Annotated in this window: 18 protein-coding genes and 1 tRNA gene; 8 read left to right on the top strand and 11 right to left on the bottom strand. The window is 68.5% G+C overall.

Annotated elements, in window-relative coordinates:
• Positions 1-25: 25 nt before the first annotated feature.
• From ispE to AC3WR5_RS06125, 3 genes are all read right to left on the bottom strand, one after another.
• Complete coding sequence (gene ispE / locus AC3WR5_RS06135) at positions 26-1,000, bottom strand: 4-(cytidine 5'-diphospho)-2-C-methyl-D-erythritol kinase (RefSeq protein ID WP_492482770.1); 975 nt, start codon at positions 998-1,000, stop codon at positions 26-28.
• 13 nt (positions 1,001-1,013) lie between these two features.
• Complete coding sequence (locus tag AC3WR5_RS06130) at positions 1,014-1,550, bottom strand: outer membrane lipoprotein LolB (protein ID WP_141287961.1); 537 nt, start codon at positions 1,548-1,550, stop codon at positions 1,014-1,016.
• A 77-nt stretch (positions 1,551-1,627) separates the two neighbouring features.
• Positions 1,628-3,550 (bottom strand): tetratricopeptide repeat protein, encoded by a 1,923-nt coding sequence (locus AC3WR5_RS06125; RefSeq protein WP_492482768.1) that lies wholly within the window; start codon positions 3,548-3,550, stop codon positions 1,628-1,630.
• Between the two features lie 70 nt (positions 3,551-3,620).
• Between AC3WR5_RS06125 and mutM the strand changes: the two genes are divergently transcribed.
• The 3 genes from mutM (at position 3,621) to mutY (ending at position 7,821) form a co-directional block, all read left to right on the top strand.
• The gene (gene mutM / locus AC3WR5_RS06120) at positions 3,621-4,511 is read left to right on the top strand and encodes a bifunctional DNA-formamidopyrimidine glycosylase/DNA-(apurinic or apyrimidinic site) lyase (protein ID WP_492482766.1); all 891 of its coding nucleotides are present in this window, start codon (positions 3,621-3,623) and stop codon (positions 4,509-4,511) included.
• 220 nt (positions 4,512-4,731) lie between these two features.
• Positions 4,732-6,744, top strand: a complete 2,013-nt coding sequence (locus AC3WR5_RS06115; protein ID WP_492482764.1) for a dynamin family protein — start codon at positions 4,732-4,734, stop codon at positions 6,742-6,744.
• An 18-nt stretch (positions 6,745-6,762) separates the two neighbouring features.
• Positions 6,763-7,821 (top strand): A/G-specific adenine glycosylase, encoded by a 1,059-nt coding sequence (gene mutY, locus AC3WR5_RS06110; protein WP_492482762.1) that lies wholly within the window; start codon positions 6,763-6,765, stop codon positions 7,819-7,821.
• Between the two features lie 21 nt (positions 7,822-7,842).
• On the opposite strand, the gene AC3WR5_RS06105 is transcribed toward mutY, so the two are convergent.
• The 4 genes from AC3WR5_RS06105 to AC3WR5_RS06090 are packed head-to-tail and all read right to left on the bottom strand — an operon-like array spanning position 7,843 to position 12,032.
• Positions 7,843-8,475, bottom strand: a complete 633-nt coding sequence (locus AC3WR5_RS06105) for an LON peptidase substrate-binding domain-containing protein (RefSeq protein WP_492482760.1) — start codon at positions 8,473-8,475, stop codon at positions 7,843-7,845.
• 20 nt (positions 8,476-8,495) lie between these two features.
• On the bottom strand, positions 8,496-9,383 hold the full coding sequence (gene rapZ, locus AC3WR5_RS06100) for an RNase adapter RapZ (protein ID WP_141291520.1): 888 nt from the start codon (positions 9,381-9,383) through the stop codon (positions 8,496-8,498).
• Positions 9,384-9,441: 58 nt separating this feature from the next.
• A complete protein-coding gene (gene recN, locus AC3WR5_RS06095; RefSeq protein ID WP_492482758.1) occupies positions 9,442-11,154 on the bottom strand; it encodes a DNA repair protein RecN in 1,713 nt (570 codons plus the stop codon).
• A 2-nt stretch (positions 11,155-11,156) separates the two neighbouring features.
• Entirely contained in the window at positions 11,157-12,032 is an 876-nt protein-coding gene (locus AC3WR5_RS06090) for an NAD kinase (protein ID WP_141290084.1), read from the bottom strand.
• Positions 12,033-12,126: 94 nt separating this feature from the next.
• Here AC3WR5_RS06090 and hrcA point away from each other — a divergent pair, with 94 nt between their 5' ends.
• The 4 genes from hrcA (at position 12,127) to AC3WR5_RS06070 (ending at position 16,733) form a co-directional block, all read left to right on the top strand.
• Positions 12,127-13,155, top strand: a complete 1,029-nt coding sequence (gene hrcA / locus AC3WR5_RS06085; RefSeq protein WP_141290085.1) for a heat-inducible transcriptional repressor HrcA — start codon at positions 12,127-12,129, stop codon at positions 13,153-13,155.
• A 139-nt stretch (positions 13,156-13,294) separates the two neighbouring features.
• Positions 13,295-15,358: a secretin GspD/PilQ domain-containing protein gene (locus AC3WR5_RS06080; protein WP_492482755.1), complete on the top strand. Its 2,064-nt coding sequence runs from the start codon at positions 13,295-13,297 to the stop codon at positions 15,356-15,358.
• Between the two features lie 47 nt (positions 15,359-15,405).
• A tRNA-Ile gene (locus tag AC3WR5_RS06075) sits at positions 15,406-15,482 on the top strand.
• Positions 15,483-15,632: 150 nt separating this feature from the next.
• A complete protein-coding gene (locus tag AC3WR5_RS06070; protein ID WP_492482753.1) occupies positions 15,633-16,733 on the top strand; it encodes a PDDEXK nuclease domain-containing protein in 1,101 nt (366 codons plus the stop codon).
• Positions 16,734-16,868: 135 nt separating this feature from the next.
• Here the strand turns inward: AC3WR5_RS06070 and AC3WR5_RS06065 are convergent, their stop codons facing one another.
• From AC3WR5_RS06065 to AC3WR5_RS06050, 4 genes are all read right to left on the bottom strand, one after another.
• Positions 16,869-17,390, bottom strand: coding sequence for a hypothetical protein (locus AC3WR5_RS06065; RefSeq protein WP_492482751.1), 522 nt, complete (start codon positions 17,388-17,390; stop codon positions 16,869-16,871).
• A 127-nt stretch (positions 17,391-17,517) separates the two neighbouring features.
• A complete protein-coding gene (locus AC3WR5_RS06060; protein WP_492482749.1) occupies positions 17,518-17,673 on the bottom strand; it encodes a hypothetical protein in 156 nt (51 codons plus the stop codon).
• 297 nt (positions 17,674-17,970) lie between these two features.
• Positions 17,971-18,906, bottom strand: a complete 936-nt coding sequence (locus AC3WR5_RS06055; protein WP_492483554.1) for a 2-hydroxyacid dehydrogenase — start codon at positions 18,904-18,906, stop codon at positions 17,971-17,973.
• Entirely contained in the window at positions 18,906-20,099 is a 1,194-nt protein-coding gene (locus AC3WR5_RS06050) for a GNAT family N-acetyltransferase (protein WP_492482747.1), read from the bottom strand. Before AC3WR5_RS06050 ends, AC3WR5_RS06055 begins: the two co-directional genes overlap by 1 nt.
• Before the next feature lie 142 nt (positions 20,100-20,241).
• On the opposite strand from AC3WR5_RS06050, the gene AC3WR5_RS06045 reads away from it, so the two are divergent.
• Positions 20,242-21,726: an NAD-dependent succinate-semialdehyde dehydrogenase gene (locus AC3WR5_RS06045; RefSeq protein ID WP_492482745.1), complete on the top strand. Its 1,485-nt coding sequence runs from the start codon at positions 20,242-20,244 to the stop codon at positions 21,724-21,726.
• Positions 21,727-21,734: the final 8 nt, after the last annotated feature.

Raw genomic sequence — 21,734 nt, 5'->3', positions numbered from 1 at the left:
CTGACGGTCACACCCTCAAACCTTTTCAGTCTGCCCACCCGACCAGCGGATGATGCGGCAAACCGCGGCACATTCGACCCACCCAACCGTTTGGCAAATCCTGAAAGACATCATCTCCCAGAACCTGGCCATTCAGCCCGGTCGCCACAGGTGAATTTCCTGCGCCTTTTCCAAAATTCTCGTACTTGCCGGCCTGCGCAAACACTGCGCTGCCTGAACCCGTCATCCGGCTGTTGCCGAAGCGCTGATCCAGCCAGCGGCCTGCGCTTCCCACGTCCGGGCACAAGGCCTCGGCCACAGGCTGCAAGTCGTTGCGGCCGAAAAATGGACTCGCAGTTTGCTGGTTGCCCAGCTGACTTTCGTCTGTTTTTCGTCGCTGCTCAATGTCAGCAAGTAAGCCCGCTACTGTAGCAGTGTTTGTATCGCGTGTCAGCTCAGGGCTGGAAAAAATTTCTGGGGTCGCGATGGATGCGCTTGGTTTGACCACGGCCCAGTGGGCATTTTCCAGTTCCGGCAGGGCGATGGGCGTCAGCAGCTCGCCAATGCCTTCGACCCAGGCGTTGTGCCCGCCAACGAAAAACGGGACGTCGGCGCCCAGTGTCGCGCCCAGTGCCAGCAGTCGCGCACGCGACCAGCCGAGCTGCCACAGCCGGTTCAGGCCCAGCAGCACGGTGGCGGCGTCCGAGCTGCCACCGCCCATGCCTGCGCCCGAGGGCAGCTGCTTGGCAACCGAGATGTCGGCGCCCAGCGTGCAGCCGCTGGCCTTCTGCAACGCGCGTGCGGCCTTCAGGCACAGGTCGTCCGCGGGCAGCGGTGTGGTCAGGTCATGGCGCCGCAGCAGGCCGTCAGTGCGGCGTTCCAGGTGCAGCGTGTCGGCCCAGTCGATCAGCAGGAAGACCGACTGCAGCAAGTGGTAGCCGTCGGCACGCCGGCCGACGATGTGCAGGAACAGGTTCAGCTTGGCCGGTGCCGGCAAGTCGTAAAGCGATTGGAGGCTCATGCGAAAACGGGGGTCAGCGGTCCAGCTTCACGCGCAATTCCAGCGCTGGCGCGGCCGGGCGACGGGCCAGCAGCAGGCCTTCGTTGGCCAGCGCCGAGGTGTCGATCAGCCAGCCGGCCTGCTCGAAGCCTTGCGCGGTGGGCTGGGCAGGTGCCTGCGGCCAGGGTTTGCCGGCCAGCCAGTGCAGCAGCGCACCGAGCGGAATCGCCTCGCCCAGCGTTTCGCTGGCCAGCGCTTCCATCGATTCGAACTGGCGCGTGCCGTCGCCGGTCTGCAGCGTGACCTGGCCGGCCTGCCAGTGCGCATCGGCCACCACGGTGCCCAGCGGGCTCAGCAGCTTCAGCTGGCCTTGTTGTTCGGTGCCAGCCAGCTCGAAGGCGGCGTTTTCGGCCTTGGCGATCTGGTTGGCCGTGGCGGCCACTCGCACCACCATGCGGCCGGTGGTGATGGGCCCGAGATCGGGTGGCGCGGGCGGGGCGCTCACGCAGCCCGCCAGCACCATCGCGGCCAGCAGGCATGCGCGGCGCAGCCCGGAGGGTGCCGGGCTCACAAGGAAACGAAGGGCCGTTCCCGAGTTTTCTTGACCCCCTCGGGGGGCCTGACGCGAAGCGGCAGGTCTGGGGGCGCTCACAAAGAGGCCTTGAGCCGCTGCAAGGTGTCGCGCAGCACTTCGTTGTCGCTGCCGTTGCGCGAGCGGCCTTCGCGCCAGACGCGGGTCGCTTCGTCGCGCTGGCCGGCGGCCCACAGCACCTCGCCCAGGTGCGCGGCCACTTCCACGTGTGGCCGGGCGTTGTAGGCCTGGCGCAGCAGGCGCAGCGCGCTGGCGGTGTCGCCGCGGCGGAAGGCCACCCAGCCCAGGCTGTCGGTGATGAAAGGATCGTCCGGTGCCAGCGACGCGGCCTTGTCGACCAGGGTTTGGGCCTCGTCCAGCCGCACATTGCGCTCGGCCAGCGAGTAGCCCAGCGCGTTGTAGGCGTGGGCATCGTCCGGCTTGATCGTGATGACGCGGCGCAGCAGCGCTTCCATGTCGTCGTAGCGCTTGAGGTGCTCGGCGGTCATCGCCAGTTCGTAGATCAGCACGCTGTCTTCCGGCGCGGCGCGCACGGCGCCCAGCAGCAGGTCGTACGACGCCTGCCAGCGATTGCCTTCCTGCAGCAGCTGCGATTCGGCCAGCACGCGGGTGCGCGGCTCCAGCGTGCCGCGCACCGGCGCTTCGCGCACCAGCTTGCGGGCGGCGTCGAGCTGACCCTGGTGCACCATCAACGAAGCGCGGCGGCTGACCAGTGCGAGGTCGCTGCGATCCGGGTCGACCTTGTCCAGCCAGCCCAGCGCCTCGGGGTACTGGCGCAGCTGTTCGTTGGCCTGGGCCAGCAACAGGTAGGCGTAGTCGATGCGGCGCTGTGCCCGGTCTTCGTGGTCCTCGTCATCGTCGCCGACGGCGGGCGCTGTGGCGGCTTGCTGGCCGGCGTTGGCGGCGCGCTCGGCTGCATCGCGTTTCACGTCGGCGCTGTCCAGGAAGCGGATCAAGGCCTTGATGGCTTCCTTCGGTTCACCGAGCTCGACCAGGTAGGCACCCAGCGTCAACCAGGCCTGTGAGGTTTCGGGTTGCTGGGCCAGTGCCAGCTTCAGCTGGTCGACTGCCTCGCCAATGCGCTGGCGCTGGTCCAGCGCCTGCACATAGGCCAGGCGCAGCGCGGCCAGCGCGTCCGGCCGGGCCAGGTAGGCACGCACCACGGCCTCGGCCGGCGGCTGGCTGGCCATCAGGTCCAGCGCCAGCAGGATGGGGCCGGGGGCGCTGGGGTCGTCTTCATTGGCGCGGCGCATCAGGCCCAGCGCTTTTTCGGATTGGTCCGCAGCCAGCGCCAGCCGGCCCAGCGCGGTGCGCGATGCCGTGCGGGTGCCCTCGGCGTTGACGAACGGCGCCAGCGCTGTTTCGCTCAAGCCCAGCACCGCGGCCTTGTCGTGCGCGCCACCGAGGAAGCGCGGCACACCGGCAATCACCGCCGAGCGTTCTTCCGGCGGCACCTGTTCGACCAGCAGCTTCAGCGGCTCGGCCAGCTCATCCAGCCGCTCCAGCGCCACCAGCAGCTGCACCTGCGTGCGCACCGCCTCGGTGGAGCCTGGCAGCGTGGCGCGCCAGGCTTCCACTGCGACCAATGCACGGTCGCCTGAGCGGCCTTGCACGGCGATCTCGATGGCCCGCTGGAACAGCACGCTGTCCTTGGAGCGCCGCGCGGCGTCCAGGATCACCTCGAAGGCATTGCCGCCGCGCCCGGCCTGGGCTTCCATCTCGCCGATCAGCAGCTGGTAGAACATCGGCGCGTCGAGCAGCGAGTTGTTAACCGGCTCGGGCTGCGCCGCGGCTTCTTCGGGGCTGGAGGCGGGTGCCGAAGCCGGCGGTGGTGCATCGGCCGGCACGTTGCGGTTCTGCGCCAGCGCTGGCAGGGCAGCCAGCAGCCCGGCACCCAGCCAGGCCCAGGCATGCAGACCAGGAGAGGCCGGAACACCCGTAGAGGGACGGGAAACCGGGCGGGCAGGACGAAGCTTCATCTTTTCTCCAAAGTCCGAAGGATTCTAGTGTCGGCCTGTCAAGCCCGGATTGCTGCCGATAATGGCCCCCATGCCGGAATTACCTGAGGTGGAAGTCACGCGGCGCAGCGTGGTCGGCATGGCCGGCGCCCGCGTGTTGGCCATGCAGATGGGCAAACCGCTGCGCTGGCCGCTGGGCGTCGCGCCCGCCTCGCTGGTCGGCCTCATTGCCGGCACCTGGCAGCGGCGCGGCAAGTACCTCTGGCTGCCGCTGACGCAATCTGACAGCCCCCAGGACCGGGCGGGGGATGGGGAAACTTCGGGCGGCCCTGCGCTTTCCCGGGATGGCGCCAGCGCCGGCGGGCTGCTGTGGCACCTGGGCATGTCCGGCTCCCTGTCTTTCACCGAGGCACCCGGCCCGGCCGGCAAGCACGACCACGCCGAAATCACCACCGAACGCGGTGTGCTGCGGCTGACCGACCCGCGCCGCTTCGGCGCCGTCGTCTGGTCGCCCGCGCTGGACATGGCGCCGGCCGCCAAGCTGCTGGCCGGGCTGGGCGTGGAACCTTTTGACACCACCTTCGGCCCCGCGGATTTCCACGCCGCGCTGCGTGGCCGGCGCACGCCGATCAAGCAGGTGCTGCTGGCGGGCGACATCGTCGTCGGCGCCGGCAACATCTACGCCAGCGACGCCTTGTTCGAAGCTGGCATCGACCCCCGCACGCCCGCCGCCCGCATCGGCCCGCTGCGCGCCGGGCGGCTGCTGGCGGCTGTGCGCCAGGTGCTGGCCGAGGCGATTGACGCTGGCGGCTCCACGCTGCGCGACTTCAAGGACGCCCACGGCAGCACTGGCCAGTACCAGGGCCGGGCGCGGGTCTATGGCCGGGCCGGTGAGGCCTGCAGCCGCTGCGGCGGCATCATCCAGCGCATCGTGCAAGGCCAGCGTGCCACCTATTTCTGCGCCGGCTGCCAACGCCGCTGAATCTGCCGCAGACCGCCGCAGACTGCCGCTGAGGCGCCACCGCCTACCGCCGGGCGACCCGCCCGCGAGAAACTGCAGCGCCAGCCCGGTGTTGCAAGGCAGTTGCCGGGCATTTCGCGCTAGCATCCCAAAGCTACCGTCGCCACCGCCGTCACACCGACGCAAGACTGCCCGCCCCAAGCCGATGCTCACCTCCGCCACTCCCTCCCAGCGCCTGGACATGCAACCGTCGCTTGTGCCCGGGCTGGACGCACTGGCCGACTGGCGCCTGGCGCTGGAAGGCGAGCTGGCCCGGCTGGAAAGCTTCCTGGCCCACAGCGACCTGCTGGCGCCTTCGGCGGCGGCGGCTTCGGTCGCGCTGCGCCGGCGGCTCACCACCGACAAGCTGGTGGTCGCCTTTGTCGCCGAGTTCTCGCGCGGCAAGAGCGAGCTGATCAACGCCATCTTCTTTGCCGACGCCGGCCGCCGCATCCTGCCGGCCACGCCGGGTCGCACGACGATGTGCCCGGTCGAGCTGTCCTGGGACGGCGCCGAGCTGCCAACGCTGGACCTGCTGCCCATCGCGACCCGGCGCCACAAGGCTACGCTGGCCGAATGGTGCGACCAGCGCGACAAATGGCACCGCGTCCCACTGGACCCGAGCAACCCCGACGCACTGGCCGCCTCGCTGCAGCAGGTCACCTACACCCAGAAGGTCAGCCGCGACGAGGCGCAGGCGCTGGGCCTGTGGTCCGAGGAGCACACCGCCGACAACCCGCCGACCACCGAAGACGGCTTGGTCGAGATCCCCGCCTGGCGGCACGCCGTCATCAACTACCCGCACCCGCTGCTGCAGCGCGGGCTGGTGGTGATCGACACGCCTGGCCTGAACGCCATCGGCACCGAACCCGAGCTGACGCTGGGCCTGCTGCCCAGCGCCCATGCCGCGCTGTTCGTGCTGGGGGCAGACACCGGCGTGACCCGCTCCGACCTGGACATCTGGACCGACCACCTGGGCGGCCAGGGCCTGGCCTGCTTCGTCGTGCTGAACAAGATGGACACGCTGGCCGACCCGCTGGCCACGCCCCTGGAGCAGCTGGCCATCATCGAGCGCCAGCGCGTGAGCACCGCACAGACGCTGGGCATTCCGCGCGAACGCGTGTTCCCGGTCTCCGCCCGCCAGGCCTTGAGCGCCCGCCTGCAGGGTGACGCCGCCGGCCTGGAAGCCAGCCGCCTGCCCATCCTGGAAGCCGCGCTGAATGCCGACCTGCTGCCGCAGCGCCAGCGTGTGCTGGCCCGCGCCGTGATCAGCGGCGTGCAGTCGTTGCTGGAACACTCTACTCGCCGCCTGCGCGACCAGCGCCGCCACAACGCCGAGCAGATGCTGGAACTGCGCGGCCTGCGCGGCAAGAGCGCCGGCCGTGTGACACAGATGCTCGAACGTGTGCATGCCGACACGGCAGAGTTCGAACGCTGCACCGCGCGCCTGACCGCCTTGCGCACGGTGCACGCCCGGTTGCAGCGCAGCGCGTTGAAGGCACTGGACGCAGACCGCGTGCGTGACGCTGTCGCCGAGCTGCAGCAGGCCATCGGCAGTGGCTGGTTCAACCTGCGCGCCCGCGCGGCCTTCGCCAAGCTCTGCCAGCGCCTGTCGGCCCAGCTGGACCAGGCCACGGCCTTGTGCGCCGAAGCCGGCCAGATGCTGAACGCATTGTTCAACCAGCTCAACACCGAGTTCGGCTTTTCGCTGGTGCCGTCGCCTGCGCCCGAGCTGTCGCCGTTCAAGCAGGAGCTGATGCTGATCGAGCGCAGCTATGGCCGCTACTTCAGCGTCACCCGCTCGATGCGGCTGAACTCCACGGCCTTCAGCGAACAGTTCCAGCGCATGCTGGTTTCCAAGCTGCGCGTGATCTTCGAGAACGCCAGCGGCGAGATCGAGGCCTGGAACCAGGCGGCCTCCGGCCAGATCGACGGCCAGTTCCGCGAGCGCCGCCGCAGCTTCAAGCGCCGCCGCGAATCGCTGGAGCGCATCCAGAGCGCTGCTGGCGAGCTGGAACAGCGCCTGCTCGAAGTGGAGAACCAGGATGCCAAGCTGCTGGAGCTGGTGGACCGTGCGTATTCGCTGGCTTCGGCGCTGCGCAGCCGCGCCGAGCAAGGCCCCAGCTTCGAGCCTGAAGCGGCCGAGGACCATGCCGGCATGCAGATGATCACGACCGACGGCTGGCAGCCCGGCGCTGCGGCAAGAGCCAACTGATCCGGACTGATATCTCCCTTGCCTGACGTCAACGATGCCGCGGCGCTGGCCCCTGCGCTGATCCACTGGCAGCGCCAGCACGGCCGCCACCACCTGCCCTGGCAGCAGACGCGTGACCCCTACCGCGTCTGGTTGTCGGAAATCATGCTGCAGCAGACCCAGGTCAGCACCGTGCTGGGCTACTACCAGCGCTTCCTGGACCGTTTCCCCGACGTGGCCGCACTCGCCGCCGCGCCGCTGGACGACGTGCTGACACTGTGGGCCGGCCTGGGCTACTACAGCCGCGCCCGCAACCTGCACCGCTGCGCCCAGGCCGTGATGCGCGACTTCGGCGGCGCTTTTCCGCCCACCGCTGCGCTGCTCCAGACCTTGCCCGGCATCGGCCGCAGCACCGCTGCGGCGGTGGCTGCGTTCTGCTACGGCGAGCGCGTGTCCATCATGGACGGCAACGTGCGGCGCGTGCTGAGCCGCGCGCTGGGCTTTGGCGAAGACCTCTCGTCACCGCGCAACGAGCGCCTGCTGTGGACCGAGGCCGATGCCATGCTGCCCGCTGCCGGCGAAGACATGACGGCCTACACCCAGGGCTTGATGGACCTGGGCGCCACCGTCTGCACGCCGCGCGCGCCGGCCTGCCTGCTGTGTCCTTGGGAGCCGCTGTGCGTGGCCCACCGCGAGGGCCGGGAGACGGAGTACCCGGTCAAGACCCGCAAGCTCAAGCGCAGCAAGCGTGCGCATGCGCTGCTGTGGCTGCAGCAGGGCAACGCAGTGTGGCTGCAGCAGCGGCCGGACACGGGCGTGTGGGCGGGGCTGTTCAGCCTGCCGGAATTCGAGGACGTGGCCACGCTGCAAGCCTGGTTGGCGGACGGGCCTGGCGAGGGCGAGCCGCTGCCCACCATCTCGCATGTGCTGACGCACTTCGACTGGGCACTGAGCCCCGTGCGCGCCAGCCTGCCCGAGCGCTCGCCGCTGGCCCAGGCCTTGCCGCTGAAGTGGCCCACCGGGCGCTGGGTGGCGATGGAAGAGCTGCCCAGCTATGGGCTGCCAACGCCGGTGCGCAAGTTGCTGCGGCCGGATTGACTTCCGGTCAGATCGCGCGCTTCAGATCACTTTCTGCTTGCGCAGGAAATCGTCCACCAGGCCCAGCCGGGTCAGCGGCTCGTCCAGTTCCATCAGCTTCTGCTTGGCCACGCGGCTGATGGGCAGCAGCTCGCACCAGCGGTTGGCCACCCAGCCGGCATCGTCCAGCCGGCGCGGGGTTTGGGCCAGCGCCGGCACCGGCGGCTGCATGGCCTCCAGCGCGTCCAGCGCGCGGCCCAGCGCGGCGGCGGCTTCGGCGAATCGATCGCCCGGCGGTGTGGGCAGGTCATCGTCCAGCCAGGCCACCTGCGGCGCCACCCACAGGCCTTGCTGCTGCACCGCATCGCCCAGCAGCTTGAAACGCGGGCCGCCTTCGCACCAGATCTTCAGCAGGTTGGTGCCTTCGGCCTCGGCCGCCTGCAGCCGTGCCAGCACGCCCACGGGCTCGAAGCGCACCGGCTGCCCGGCCTGACTTGGCTGGAGCACTTCGCTGCCCTGGCTGAGGCCCACCACGCCAAAGCCGGTGCCCTCGCGCAGGCAGCGGCTGATCAGGTCCAGGTAACGGGCCTCGAAGATCTTCAGGGCCAGCCGGCCCCCGGGAAACAGCACGGACTGCAGCGGGAACAGCGGCAGGTCCTGGGTCGGAAAAGGCATTGGTTCTGTTTTGGCGCTTCTCAGCTGCGCGCGTCAAGTTCACGGTGGCGCTTGAGCGTGGCCACCTGGTCGGCGAAACGCTGCGCCAGCGTCTCGACAAAAAACACCGAGCGGTGCTGGCCGCCGGTGCAGCCAATGGCCACCGTCAGGTAGCTGCGCTGGTCCTGCTCGAAGGCCGGCAGCCAGCGCCGCACAAAGGCCTCGATCTGGCTCATCATCTCCAGCACTTCGGGCTGCTCGCGCAGGTAGGCCGCCACCGGCGCGTCCTGGCCGGTCAGCGGCCGCAGCTCGCGCAGGTAAAACGGGTTGGGCAGCACGCGCACGTCGAACACCAGGTCGGCGTCCAGCGGCACGCCGTGCTTGAAGGCAAAGGACTGGAACACCAGCGTCAGCCGGCTGCTGGTCGCGCCCACCAGGTCGCGCACCCACAGCCGCAGCTGGGCCGGGCGCAGCTCGCTGGTGTCCAGCACGGTGGACTGCTCGCGCAGGTCGGCCAGCAGGTTGCGCTCCAGCTCGATCGCGTCGACCAGCGCACGGTGGGGGTCGTCACCGCCTTCCAGCGGCTTGCTCAGCGGGTGCGGCCGGCGGGTCTCGGAAAAGCGCTTCACCAGGGCCGTTGTGTGCGAATTCAGGAATACGCTGCGCACCCGCACGCCTTCGGCTTTCAGTGCCGACAGTGTGGGCAGCAGCACCGGCAGCGAATTGGCTGAACGCACGTCGACCGCAATCGCCATGCGCCGCACGCCATGGCCACGCTCGACGCGGATGAAGTCGCGCAGCAGCTCGGGCGGCAGGTTGTCCACGCAGAAGTAGCCGGCGTCTTCCAGCGCATGCAGCGCGACCGACTTGCCAGAGCCCGAGATGCCGGTGACCAGCACCACCTCGCGCTCTTCCAATGCCGGTGGCATGACCGGCACCGGCACCACATCGTCCTCGGACGGGTCGGGCAAATCGTTCATGGCCATCTCAGCGGGAGCGCGCCGCGCGCGGTGCCGCCTCGACCACCGCCTGGTTGATCAGCTCCTGCGCATGCGCCAGGCTGGTGCCGGACTGCTTGTCGCCACCCAGCATGCGCGCCACTTCGGCCACCCGTGCCTCGCCGCTCACGGGCGTGACCTGGCTGTGCGTCCTGCCCTGGCGCGTGGCCTTGGCGACGACGAAGTGCTGGTCCGCGCATGCTGCCACCTGCGGCAGGTGGGTCACTGCCAGCACCTGCACGCTTTGGCCCAGCTGCTTCATCAGCCGGCCCACCGCATCGGCCACCGTACCGCCCACGCCGGAGTCGATCTCGTCGAAGATCAGCGTGCCGGGGTTCAGGTCCGTCGCGGCGGCCTTGGGCGCGCTGCCGCGGCGCTGCGCCGTGGTCACCGCAATGGCCAGCGCCAGCCGCGAAAGCTCGCCGCCCGAGGCCACCTTGGCCAGCGGCCGCGGCGCGCTGCCTGCGTGGCCGGCGACCAGGAATTCCACCGTCTCCAGGCCGTAAGCCTGCGGCGTGTCCTGCGGCTGCAGCGCCACCTCGAACTTGCCGCCGGCCATGCCCAGCTGCTGCATGGCCGCCGTCACGCGCTGGCCCAGCGGCCCGGCGGCCTGCTGGCGGGCGCGGCTCAGCGTGCTGGCCTGTTCGCGCCATTGCTGCTCGGCCTGCTGCACACGCTGTTCCAGGCCTTGCAGGTCGGCTGCGGCTTCCAGCTGTGCCAGCGCCGCGCGCCATTCCTCGCGCAGTGCGGGCAGGTCTTCGGGCTGGCGGCGAAAGCGCCGGGCCAGGCCCATCCAGGCCGAGATCCTGCTGTCCAGCTCGCCCAGTCGCGAAGGGTCCAGCTCGGCGCGGCCCAGGTAGGCCTGCAAGGTGTGCGTGGCGTCGTCCAGCTGCACGCTGGCGCTGTGCAGCCCTTCGATCACCGGCGCCAGCCGCTCGTCATAGTCGCTGACGGCTTCCAGCGCATTCAACGCCTTGCCCAGCAGCCGTGCGGCACTGGCCTCGTCTTCCTCCAGCCACTGGCCGGCCTGGTGCGCAGCCTCGATCAGCGCTTGGCCGTGCGCCAGCCGCTGGTGCTCATGGTTCAGCTCCGGCCACTCGGTCTCGCCGGGCGAGAGCTTGTCCAGCTCGCCGAGCTGCCACTGCAGGCGTTCGCGTTCGTCCTCGCGCTCGCCCTGGTGTTCGCGGGCTTGCGCCAGTGCGTCGGCCGCGGCTTTCCAGGCGGCGTAGGCGCGGGCGACAGGCGTGGTGTCGGCGCCGGCCTGCTGGTCCAGCAGCGCGCGCACCGAGGCGGGCTTGGTCAGGCCCTGCCAGGCGTGCTGGCCGTGGATGTCCACCAGGTGCTCGGCCACTTCGCGCAGCTGGCTGGCGGTGGCCGGGCTGCCGTTGATGAAGCCGCGGCTCTTGCCCTGGGCGTCCACCACGCGGCGCAGCAGCAGGTCGTCGTCCTGCTCGAAGCCGGCTTCGTCCAGCCAGGCGGTGAGCGAGGCGGGTGAGTCGAAGCCGGCGGTGATTTCGGCGCGCGAAGCGCCTTCGCGCACCATCTGGCTCTCGGCCCGGGCGCCCAGCGCGAGCTGCAGCGCGTCGATCAGGATGGACTTGCCGGCGCCGGTCTCGCCGGTCAGCACGGAAAAACCACCATCGAACGCGAGGTCCAGCTCGCTGACGATCACGAAATCCTTCAGGGTCAGGTGCTTGAGCATGATCAGACCGTGCCTTCGTACCAGCGCAGCTTGCGGCGCAGCGTGGCGTAGTAGCTCCAGCCACGCGGGTGCAAGAAGCGCACCATCTGCGACGAGCGGCGCATGCGCACCTGGTCACCGTGCAGCAGGCTGGCCAGGCTTTGCATGTCGAAGCTGGCGCTGGCGTCCCGCCCGGCCACGATGGTGATGGTCACTTCCTGAGAGTCCGGCAGCACGATGGGTCGGTTCGACAAGGTGTGCGAGGCAATCGGCACCAGCACCCAGCCGCCAATGGACGGATGCAGGATGGGCCCGCCGGCCGACAGCGAATAGGCGGTGGAACCGGTGGGCGATGCCAGGATCAGGCCATCGGCCCGCATGTTGGCGACGAAGTCGCTGCCCACGTCCACCCGCAGCTCGACCATGCTGGAGGTGGCACCTCGGCTCACCACCACGTCGTTCAGCGCCAGGCCTTCGAAGATGGTCGCGCCGTCGCGCCACACGGCGCCTTCGATCATCGCGCGCCGCTCTTCTTCGTAGTCGCCCTGGATGATGGGGCCCAGTGCCTCGGCCCAGTCGCTCAGGCGCACGTCGGTGATGAAGCCCAGCCGCCCCTGGTTGATGCCGACCAGCGGCAGGTTGTGCGCTGCCAGTTCGCGGGCAATGCCCAGCATGGTGCCGTCGCCGCCCACCACCACCGCAATGTCGCACTGCGCGCCGATCTCGGCCGGGCTCAAGGCGGTGTGTTCGGTCCAGTCGGTGTTGTGCGCGGTCTCGTGGTCGATCGAGACTTCCAAGCCCTGGCGCCCCAGGAAGTCGGCAATGGCTTCGAGCATCGGTCGGATGCCCTGGGCCTGATACTTGCCTATCAGCGCGGCGTGGCGAAAACGGGTTGGCATGGTGCGAAGAATTACACCACACGCCCTTCTGTGAGACCCCCTGGGCTGCCCTCGTTGGCGCCCTGCACAAGTGCATGTCCGTACAATGAAAAACATGCTCGACGATCGCGCCCGATCACTGCTGAAAACCCTGGTTGAACGCTACATTGCCGACGGGCAGCCCGTGGGCTCGCGCACGCTCTCCAAAGCCTCAGGTCTGGAGCTGTCGCCCGCGACCATCCGCAACGTCATGTCCGACCTGGAAGACGCCGGCCTGATCATCAGCCCGCACACCTCTGCCGGCCGCATTCCCACCGCCCGCGGCTACCGGCTGTTTGTCGACACCATGCTGACTGCCCGCCCGCTGGACCTGGCCGGTAGCGCCTCCGAATTTGCCGCCGCCCGCGGCCAGCTGCAGCCGGACCAGCCGCAGCGCGTGATCGCCCAGGCCGCGCAGCTGCTGTCCAACCTGTCGAGCTTCGTCGGCGTGGTCACCGCGCCGCGCAAGGCCAGCGTGTTCCGCCACGTCGAGTTCATGCGCCTGGGCGACAAGCGCGTGCTGGTGATCCTGGTCGCACCGGACGGTGACGTGCAGAACCGCGTGCTGTTCACCGCGCACGACTACAGCCAGGGCGAACTGATAGAGGCCACCAACTTCCTCAACGCCCACTACGCAAACCTCAGTCTGGAGGAAGTGCGCGAGCGGTTGCAAGGCGAGGTCGAGGTGTTGCGCGGCGAGATTGGCGTGCTGATGCATGCGGCAGTGAAGGCAGGCTCCGAGGCGCTGGCCGAAAACGAGGACCAGGTCATCGTCAGCGGCGAGCGCAACCTGCTGGGTGTGCAGGACTTCGGCCACGACATGGGCTCGCTGCGCAAGCTGTTCGACTTGTTCGAGCAGAAGACCCAGCTGATGCGCTTGCTGGACACCTCCAGCCGCGCCGAAGGCGTGCGCATCTACATCGGCGGCGAGAGCCGGGTGGTGCCGTACGAAGAGCTGTCGGTGGTCTCCGCGCCGTACGAGGTCGACGGCCACGTCGTCGGCACGCTGGGCGTGATCGGCCCCACCCGCATGGCCTACGACCGCATGATCCAGATCGTCGACATCACGTCCAAGCTGGTCGGCAACGCCCTGAGCCAGCGCTGAACAGCCAGCACTGAGCAAGACGGCGCAGCCATGTTGCTGCGCACTTACCGGCGCCACAAGCGCGCTTGACACAAGGCTTCCAGCATCGCGGCCTGCGCTGTTCGGCGCTGTCCCGTCCTGCTCTGCTGAAGTCCTTGCTGTGAACCTTTCTGGAATGACGCGGCCCGCGTGCCTGCGCGCCTGGTCGTGCCTGCTGGCCGCTTGCCTCCTCGCTGGCGCCGCCGCCTCGCATGCCGCGTCCACCAACCGCGCCTCGTCCAAAGTGGCCGCACATGCGGGCGGTGCCACGCTGAACTTCCCAGACATCGAAGTGGAGGCCGCCGCCCGCGTGATGGCCGACCTGCTGAACCGGCCCATCCTGGTGGACCCGCGCGTCAAGGGCAGGCTCACGCTCTACACCGAGCAGCCTGTCAGCCAGGCCCAGGCCTTGTCCATCTTCGTGGCCGGCCTGCGTGGCCTGAGCCTGGCCATCATCGAGTCCAACGGCATGCTGAAGATCCTTCCCGAGGCCGATGCCAAGCTGCAGAGCGGCACCGTCTCCGTGGAAGGTGCGTCGCGCGCCGGCGACACGGTGCAGACGCAGATCTTCCGCCCCACCTACGAAAGCGCCGCCAACCTGCTGCCGGTGCTGCGCCCGCTGATCACCGCGAACAACACCATCAACGTCAGCGCCGGCAACAACGCGCTGGTCATCACCGACTACGCCAGCAACCTGCAGCGCCTGGGCCAGATCATCACCGCACTGGACCAGCCCAGCGCCACCGACGTCGAAGTCATCCCGCTGCAGCACGCGCTGGCGGTGGACATGGCCGTGCTGGTGCAGCGACTGAGCGAAGAGGCTGGCGGTTCATCATCCGCCAGTCCAACCCCCGGCCCGCAAGCCCAGCGCAGCAACGCCAGCGCGGGCGGGGGCAGCGCCGGTTCCGCATCCATCGTCGCCGACAGCCGCATCAACGCCTTGCTGGTCCGTGCCGCCAACCCCGCCCGCCTGGCCGCCATCCGCGCGCTCGTCGCCCGGCTGGACCAGCCCGGTGCCGCAGGCCTGGCCGGCAGCAACGTGCACGTCATCTACCTGCAGCACGCCGAAGCCACGCGCCTGGCCACCGTGCTGCGCGCCGCCTTCAGCAGCGACGCGACCGGGCAGGGCGCCACCAGCAGTGGCGGCGCCTCGTCCCAGTCGCGCAGCAGCGGCCCCAGCAGCAGTGGCTCGTCCAGCCTGAACGCCAGCACGCCATCGAGCACCAGCTCAAGCAGCGGCGGCAGCACCAGCACGGCCGCCACCACGCCGCTCAGCAGCACCGCCGCACCGGCCACCGGCGGCAACATCCAGGCCGATCCGGCCACCAACTCGCTGATCGTCACCGCACCCGAGCCGCTGTTCCGCCAGCTGCGCGCCGTCGTCGAGCAGCTGGACACGCGCCGCGCCCAGCTCTATGTCGAATCGCTGGTCGTCGAGGTGGACGCCAGCAAGGCCATGGACGTGGGCATCCAGTGGAAGCAGATCTTCAACATCGCCGCCACCACGACGGACATCACGCTGGCCACCGTCGCACAGGCCATCCAGTCCACCTCCGGCACCAACATCCTGTCCACCGCCAACCTGATCACGCTGGACAACGAAGAAGCCAAGATCGTCGTCGGCCAGAACGTGCCTTTCGTCACCGGCTCGTACACGTCCACCACCAGCTCCAGCCCGTTCCAGACCATTGAGCGCAAGGACGTGGGCCTCACGCTGCGCATCCGCCCGCAGATCGGCCCGAACGGCGCCATCCGCCTGACCATCCTGCAGGAATCCTCGTCCGTCTCCAGCACCACCACGCCTGGCACCACCAACGCCGGCCCGGCCACCAACAAGCGCTCCATCGAATCGACGGTCATGGTCAACGACGGAAAGATCATCGTGCTTGGCGGTCTGATCGAAGACACGTACACCAGCGACGCCGACCAATGGCCAGTCCTCGGCGACATCCCCTACCTCGGCGCCTTCTTCCGTACCCTCAGCCGCACCCGCAAGAAGACCAACCTCATGGTCTTCCTGCGCCCGGTCGTCATGCCCGATGAAGACAGCAGCACCAAGCTCTCGCTGGACCGCTACGACCTCATTCGCGCCCACCAGCAAGCCCTGCCCGAAGACGTCAGGCAAGTCCTCCCCGGCCCCGAAATGCCGCTGGTCCCAGAGGCAAGCCACTGGCGCATCGAGTGACCCGCCAACCGCCCACCGCAGCTTCTACAATGCGCCCCTTCGGTAGGGGGCCGTTAGCTCAGTTGGTCAGAGCAGAGGACTCATAATCCTTTGGTCGTTGGTTCAAGTCCAACACGGCCTACCACTCACACCAGCGCTTGGACTGTGGCGTGCGGCCATGGCAGTTCGGTTGCCATTGCTTGAAAGCATTCATGCGGCCGGTGCGCATCCGCATCGGAGGCGCGCCGCGAGATGTGGCGAGGAAGCCGCAAGGGCGGCCGTGCAAAGGGATGAGATGAGCACACGCAAAGCAGCCGAGCCTCCAAAGCCTCGTGTGACTACCTTTGTCCCAACGGCGGCAATATCGGATGCAGCCGTGCTGCTGGCTGAGCTTCGGCAGTTCATTGACGAGGCTCGTCGCACGGCTGTTGCCGCGGTCAACGTTGGCCTGACCCTGATGTACTGGCGGATCGGCCAACGCATCGGCCGCGAGGTGCTGGGTGGCGCGCGGGCTGCCTACGGAGAGGAAATTGTCGCCACGCTGTCGCGACAATTGGTGCAGGACTATGGCCGCGGTTTTGAGGAGAAGAACCTGCGACGAATGGTGCAGTTCGCGCAGACCTTTCCGGATGAGGCGAAAGTCGCCACGCTGTGGCGACAGTTGAGCTGGTCACATTTTCGCGAGTTGCTGCCGCTGAAAGATCCGCTGGCCCGTGAGTTCTACGCCCAGATGTGCCAGTTGGAAGGCTGGAGCGTTCGCACGCTGCATGAGCGCGTCGCGTCGATGCTGTTTGAACGCACGGCGCTGTCGGCCCAGCCTGAGCAACTGATCCGCCACGAGCTGGACAGGGTCGGCTTGGCCCAGCAGCGCGAGTTGGCGCCCGCGTTGGTGCTGAAAGACCCGTACGTGCTGGACTTCCTGGGCCTGCAGGACCGTTACCTGGAGAAGGACCTCGAAGACGCCATCTTGCGCGAGCTGGAAACCTTTTTGCTGGAGCTGGGCGCAGGCTTCAGCTTCGTGGCGCGGCAGCGGCGCATCCAGCTCGACCACGACGACTTCTACCTCGACCTGCTGTTCTACAACCGCAAGCTGCGCCGGTTGGTGGCGGTGGAGCTGAAGCTGGGTGACTTCAAGGCCGAGTACAAGGGGCAGATGGAGCTGTACCTGCGCTGGCTGGCCCGGTACGACCAAGAGCCGGGCGACGGGCCGCCGCTGGGCATCATCTTGTGCACAGGCAAGAAGCGCGAGCAGATCGAGCTGCTGGAGATGGACAAGGCAGGCATCCACGTGGCCGAGTACCTGACGGTGCTGCCGCCGCGTGAAGTGTTCGAGCAGAAGATTCAAAGTGCGCTGCAGGCCGCCCAGGCGCGGATGCAAGCCAAGGCCGACGAATGAACATCCTCCCTGATCTGAAGGTCCTGAGCCGCTGAACATTCATACGAGATCCCATCTTCCGGAAATCGATGCTGCGGGCAATGGCGCGCCAGCGCTGCGGGTGTGTGGCGCTGGCGAAACGCGCTTGGAGTCTGGTCAGCGACCGTCGCGGTCCGAATCGCCCGGGATGGCGCGTTCCACGCCGTTGCTGACGCGTTCCCACGCGTCGCGGGTGGCGTGCTTGGCCTTGTCCCAGCTCAGCGAGGAATTGCCGCGGTAGCGTTCGTCCCAGTCGCGGCCGAGTTGGGGCTCGATGTCGTCGAAGCTGGCGTCCGGGTATTGGCTGTAGTACTGGTGGCCCAGGCTGTAGGCGGGGGCGTACTCGTCATAGGCGAGAGCCGAGTCCAGATAGGGCCGGTCGCGGTAGTTCTCGCGCCAGTAGGCGTCTTCGCGGGTGGGGTCTACCTGTTCGGCCACGCCCTTGCCAGCCAGGCCGCCGATGATGGCGCCGGCTGCTGCACCGATGGCGGTGCCGACAGGACCGGCCACCGTGCCCATCGCAGCGCCCGCGGCCATGCCGCCGACTGCAGCGCCTACGCCGGTTCCGATGGGGTGGGCACCGGGTGCGCCGGTGATCGGGTCGCGATTCGCCTCGGCAAGCGGATTCGAAGTCGTCATGTCAGTCTCCTTGTTGGCCGGGTGCCAGTGATGGGCACCACGGAACCCATGTTCCTCGCGACGCCTCTGCGCCCACGTGGGACTGCAAAGCGACTGCGGGTAGGAGACCTGGCTGCGCGCCGTAGGCTCAGAAGACGAACAGCACCGCCATCAGTGCGGCCATGCCGAAGGGCGCCAGGCTGAGCATGCGCAACTGCCGCGCCTTGTCCGGCTGCTTGCTGGCTTGATAGAGGGCAAGCCCACCGGCACAGAGGCCGGTGACCATGGAAATCATTGCGAGCATGGGTGTCCTTTCGATGGCGTTGACAATGGACGAGGCGCGAGACGGCCTCCATTGCTGAACGTGGTCGAGCGCTCGAATGCGACATGGAAAGGCGCAGTGCGGGCTGCGCTGGCCGCCGCCTGGACATTGCGCCAATGCAAGAGACACGCGACGACTCTCCCCACGCCGTCGTCCGATTGCGCGCCGCTTGCATGGTGCAAAGCGGTACGTTGCCCCGACTGGACCGCAGCGCGCAAATCACGCATGTCTCCGCAGCCGGCTCGTTCTCAGGCTATCAAGAGCGCGCGCAATGCGGAATCAATAGCCCCGAATGCGATCCACCAGCCCGTCCATGGGCTGCCCATTCTCATGGCGCCTCAGGTTTTTCATGACCGCTTCCGCTGAGGTCAGCGCCTGCGTTTCGCTGGCCACATGCGGCGTCATCCAGATCTTCGGGTGATGCCAAAAAGGGTGCTCCGGCGCGGGTGGCTCGGGTTCGCAGACGTCCAGGACGGCCGCGCGCAGATGGCCGCTGTCCAGTGCATGGATCAAGTCGTTGTCGACCACATGACCGCCTCTGCCGGCATTCACGAAGGCTGCACCGCGAGGCAGCTTCGCCAGCAGGGAGGCGCTGATCATTCCCCGGGTCTGTGCAGTCAGCGGAAGCAGGCAGATCAGGATGTCGGTCTGCGCGACAAGCGCCGTCAGCCCTTCGGTGCCAGAGAGGCATTTCACGCCCTCGATGGCATGCTGTGAGCGGCTCCAGCCGGCGCAGTCGAAGCCGAAGTTGCCCAGCGCTGAAAGGACTGCGCGCCCGAGAGATCCGAGGCCGAGCACGCTGACGCGGCGACGGCTTGCGGGCAGGCGGGGCCGGGCTTGCCAAAGCGCGGCGCGCTGCTGCTCGAGGTAGGCCGGCAGGTCGCGATGCAAAGCCAGCACGGCCAGCGTGACGTACTCCATCATCCCGGCCACGATGCCCGGCTCGATCATGCGAACGACGGATAGCGTGGGCGGCAGTGCCGCCAGATCGAACTGGTCGATGCCCGCGCCAACCGAGAACAGCACTTCCAGCGCGGGGAAGCGGCTGGCCAGGTCCGGCGGTGGCTCCCAGGCGGCCAGGAACCTGACCTCGGCGGGGTTGCCGACCTCGGGCCACTGGCGAAACTCGATGCCCGGGAGGTTCTCCTCGAAGCATTGTTTCCAGATCGCGCCGCGAGCCGGATCGGACTTGTACAGGAACGCCGGCCTGGCCATCATCCCAGCGCTTGGTTGATCAGGGCGTACAGGCCAGAGGCGGGGCCGCGCCTGGGCGGCGTGCCGCGCGTCATCATCTCGACGCTGCCCGCGCGATGCAGGCCCTGGTCCTCCAGCCAACCACCGAGACCGCTGCTGGCCTCGACGTCGATGCGCAGGAACCTGCCGGCGCATTGGCTTGTCCAGTGCGCGATCAAGGCCCGCGCCCCGGAGGCATCCGGCGCGACCACGGGGCCGATCGCGTACCCGCGTCCGAACCGCCGCAACAAAGAGAAGCCGACGGGCTCGCCATCCCGGTCGAGCACGATGCCTTGGGCATCCGCGATCAGCGCGCGAACCGCTTCGCCGCGTGCCATCCCGCTTGCAGCGGCATCCAGTTCGACGAGTCTGTCCACGTCGGCCCGACCCAGCGGGCGTAGCCGCTGTCCCGGCGTCATGGCGGCAAGAGGGGCCGGATGCGCCATTCCCTGGTGTTGTCGCACTTCCCCGAGGGCGACGAATCCGAGCCGTTCATAGAGTGCCCGGCCCTCGGCCGTGGCATGCAGCGAGACGTCGAACTGCGCCAGGTCATCCAGCAGCGCGCGCATCATCTGCGCGCCGATGCGGCGCCCCTGCATGGGCGGTGCCACGATCACCATGCCGAGCGTCGCACGGCGATCCGGCCACTTCCAGCAGTGGGCCGTGCCGACCAGTTGCCCCCTGCATTCCGCAACCACGCCCGCGCCCAGCGCGGAGACGAAACGCCAGTCTTCAGGACGATGCGGCCACTGCACTTCCCTGGAGAGGGCTTGCGCCGCTTCGAGGTCGGCCGGAGTGAAGGGCCGGAGGTGAACGGCGTCGACCTCGGGGTCGACCGCGCCAGTTGTCTGCGCCACCGTGCGCTCCGAATTGCTGTTCATGACGACCGAATTGTGGAGCGCGCGCGCTGGCAATTGGCATCGAAACAGACCGCGGACGAAATTCGACAGCATGTTCTGTGGATGGCGGCTCAACGACGGGGCGCTGCTGCCGAATGCGGTGCGCTCGAAACCATCTGCCGAGCCGTGGCGCCGCGCAGGGGCTTCCGTCGGCCGGCTCCGAAGACCGCTGGGCGCGGGCTTGGCAGGCCGTGCTGTCGCGGTGCGCCAGAACGGCAGATCGCGTGTCTTGCGCAGACCGAGGGCCGACGACGCTGCTGCACGATCCTGCTTCAATCGAACAGGATCGTCGAATGAGCCTCCCACAAGATCGCCCTCATTCCGGGCCGCGCACGCGCGACCTGGGGGCGCGCCGTCCACCACCGAGAGGGGACCTGCCATCGCCGACCTCGTCCCGCAACCCCGATTCCAAACCAAGATGTCCCTGCTCACGCTTCAAGACTCCTCGCTGCTGCGCTCCGCCAACCTGATCGACGGCCGTTGGTCCGAGTCGGCGAGCGGCGCCGCCTTCGATGTCAGCGATCCGGCCACCGGGCTCGCATTCGCTCGTGTGCCCGACAGCAATGCCATCGACGCCGCCGCCGCGGTGGACGCCGCGCATCATGCGTTTGCGGCCTGGCGCGCGCGAAGCGCACGTGAGCGCGCGCAACTCCTCAAGCGCTGGCATGCCCTGATCCTGGCGCACCAGGACGACCTGGGCCGGTTGGTGTCGCGCGAGCAAGGCAAGCCGCTGGCGGAAGGGCGCGGCGAGATCGCCTATGCGGCCAGCTACGTGGAGTGGTTCGCCGAGGAGGCCACCCGCGCCTACGGCGACCTCATTCCCGAGCCGGTGCGCGGCCGCAAGATGCTGGTGCTGAAGGAGCCGGTGGGGGTCGTCGCCGCGATCACGCCGTGGAACTTTCCTGCGGCCATGATTGCGCGCAAGATCGCGCCCGCCCTCGCCGCCGGATGCACCGTGGTGGCCAAGCCCGCGGAGGACACGCCGCTGACCTCGCTGGCCCTGGCTGCGCTGGCCGAGCAGGCGGGCATTCCGGCCGGTGTGATCAACGTGGTCACGGCGTCGCGCGAGAGAACGCCGGAAGTCGTTGATGTGTGGCTCGCCGATGACCGTGTGCGCAAGATCACGTTCACCGGGTCGACGCCGATTGGCAAGCACCTGGCGCGCGAGTCTGCCGCCACGCTGAAGAAGCTCTCGCTGGAACTGGGCGGCAACGCGCCCTTCATCGTGTTCGACGACGCCGACCTGAGCGCAGCCGTCGACGGGCTCATGGCCGCCAAGTTCCGCAATGGCGGGCAGACCTGCGTGTGCCCGAACCGCGTCTACGTTCAAGCCGGTGTCCATGACCGCTTCGTCGAGCTGTTGACCCGCCGGGTGGCTGCCCTGTGCGTCGGACCCGCGTCGGCGTCCGAATCCCAGATCGGGCCCATGATCAACGGGCGGGCTGTGGACAAGATCGCACGGCATGTTGACGATGCCGTCGAGAAGGGCGCGCGCGTGGTGCTGGGCGGTGAGCGCCTGGCGGGCGGCGCCTGGGCCAGCCCGAACTACTTCGCGCCCACCGTGCTCACCGGCGTGACCGCGGACATGGCATGCGCGTGCGAAGAGACCTTCGGGCCGGTCGTGCCCATCTCCAGCTTCGCCGACGAGGCGCAGGTGCTCACGCTGGCCAACGGCACACCGTTCGGCCTGGCGGCGTATTTCTACACGCAAGACATCGCGCGAGCCTGGCGCGTTGCCGAGGCCTTGCAGAGCGGCATCGTCGGCCTCAACGAAGGTGCGCTGGCCGCGGAGGCTGCCCCTTTCGGGGGCGTCAAGGAGTCCGGCTACGGCCGGGAGGGCTCGCGCTACGGCCTCGATGACTACATGCAGACCAAGTACGTCTGCCAGGGCGGACTGGGGTAGGAGGCGCG

Source organism: Ideonella sp. FW305-24, from assembly GCF_058788035.1.
Note: the sequence above shows the minus strand (reverse complement) of the source record. Positions and strands in the feature narration are given on the sequence as shown.

Bases quoted from the DNA above. Each gene is read 5' to 3' on its own strand.
- ispE (WP_492482770.1), bottom strand. From the start codon at position 1,000: ATGAGCCTCCAATCGCTTTACGACTTGCCGGCACCGGCCAAGCTGAAC.
- AC3WR5_RS06125 (WP_492482768.1), bottom strand. From the start codon at position 3,550: ATGAAGCTTCGTCCTGCCCGCCCGGTTTCCCGTCCCTCTACGGGTGTT.
- mutM (WP_492482766.1), top strand. From the start codon at position 3,621: ATGCCGGAATTACCTGAGGTGGAAGTCACGCGGCGCAGCGTGGTCGGC.
- AC3WR5_RS06115 (WP_492482764.1), top strand. From the start codon at position 4,732: ATGCAACCGTCGCTTGTGCCCGGGCTGGACGCACTGGCCGACTGGCGC.
- AC3WR5_RS06105 (WP_492482760.1), bottom strand. From the start codon at position 8,475: ATGCCTTTTCCGACCCAGGACCTGCCGCTGTTCCCGCTGCAGTCCGTG.
- rapZ (WP_141291520.1), bottom strand. From the start codon at position 9,383: ATGCCACCGGCATTGGAAGAGCGCGAGGTGGTGCTGGTCACCGGCATC.
- recN (WP_492482758.1), bottom strand. From the start codon at position 11,154: ATGCTCAAGCACCTGACCCTGAAGGATTTCGTGATCGTCAGCGAGCTG.
- AC3WR5_RS06090 (WP_141290084.1), bottom strand. From the start codon at position 12,032: ATGCCAACCCGTTTTCGCCACGCCGCGCTGATAGGCAAGTATCAGGCC.
- hrcA (WP_141290085.1), top strand. From the start codon at position 12,127: ATGCTCGACGATCGCGCCCGATCACTGCTGAAAACCCTGGTTGAACGC.
- AC3WR5_RS06070 (WP_492482753.1), top strand. From the start codon at position 15,633: ATGAGCACACGCAAAGCAGCCGAGCCTCCAAAGCCTCGTGTGACTACC.
- AC3WR5_RS06065 (WP_492482751.1), bottom strand. From the start codon at position 17,390: ATGACGACTTCGAATCCGCTTGCCGAGGCGAATCGCGACCCGATCACC.
- AC3WR5_RS06060 (WP_492482749.1), bottom strand. From the start codon at position 17,673: ATGCTCGCAATGATTTCCATGGTCACCGGCCTCTGTGCCGGTGGGCTT.
- AC3WR5_RS06055 (WP_492483554.1), bottom strand. From the start codon at position 18,906: ATGGCCAGGCCGGCGTTCCTGTACAAGTCCGATCCGGCTCGCGGCGCG.
- AC3WR5_RS06045 (WP_492482745.1), top strand. From the start codon at position 20,242: ATGTCCCTGCTCACGCTTCAAGACTCCTCGCTGCTGCGCTCCGCCAAC.